Source organism: Archangium violaceum Cb vi76 (assembly GCF_000733295.1).
In the GTDB taxonomy this organism is placed as follows: Bacteria; Myxococcota; Myxococcia; order Myxococcales; family Myxococcaceae; genus Archangium; species Archangium violaceum.
This window is the reverse complement of sequence record NZ_JPMI01000204.1, coordinates 1-421: the sequence shown is the minus strand read 5'-3', so window position 1 is coordinate 421 and position 421 is coordinate 1. Positions and strand designations below refer to the sequence as shown.

Annotated in this window: 1 protein-coding gene; it reads left to right on the top strand. The window is 67.9% G+C overall.

What is annotated here, in order from left to right; genetic code table 11:
- A partial coding sequence (locus Q664_RS27340; protein WP_043402103.1) for an AMP-binding protein occupies positions 1 to 421 on the top strand: 421 nt, incomplete at both ends.

The following is a 421-nucleotide window of genomic DNA, read 5'->3' as shown; positions in this document are numbered from 1 at the left end:
TGCGCTCCCTCATCCACGACGCCCAGGCCTCCGTCATTCTCGCCCCCTCCTTCATCACCTCCATGGCGGAGTTCCTCTTCGAGTCCGCCCCGGACTTGCGCTCCCTGCGCTGGGTGGCCACCGACGAGCTTCCCCAGGGCTCGGAGTCCACCTGGAAGCGGCCAGCGTCGCACGGCGATTCCCTCGCCTTCCTCCAGTACACCTCCGGCTCCACGGGCACGCCCAAGGGCGTCATGCTCAGCCACGCCAACCTGCTGCACAACCTCCACCTCATCCACGGCGCCTTCCGCATGCACGAGGGCAGCGCCGGTGTCATCTGGCTGCCGCCCTACCATGACATGGGCCTCATCGGCGGCATCCTCGGCACCGTGTACGGGGGCTTCTCCACCTCCCTCATGTCTCCGCTGAGCTTCCTGCGCCG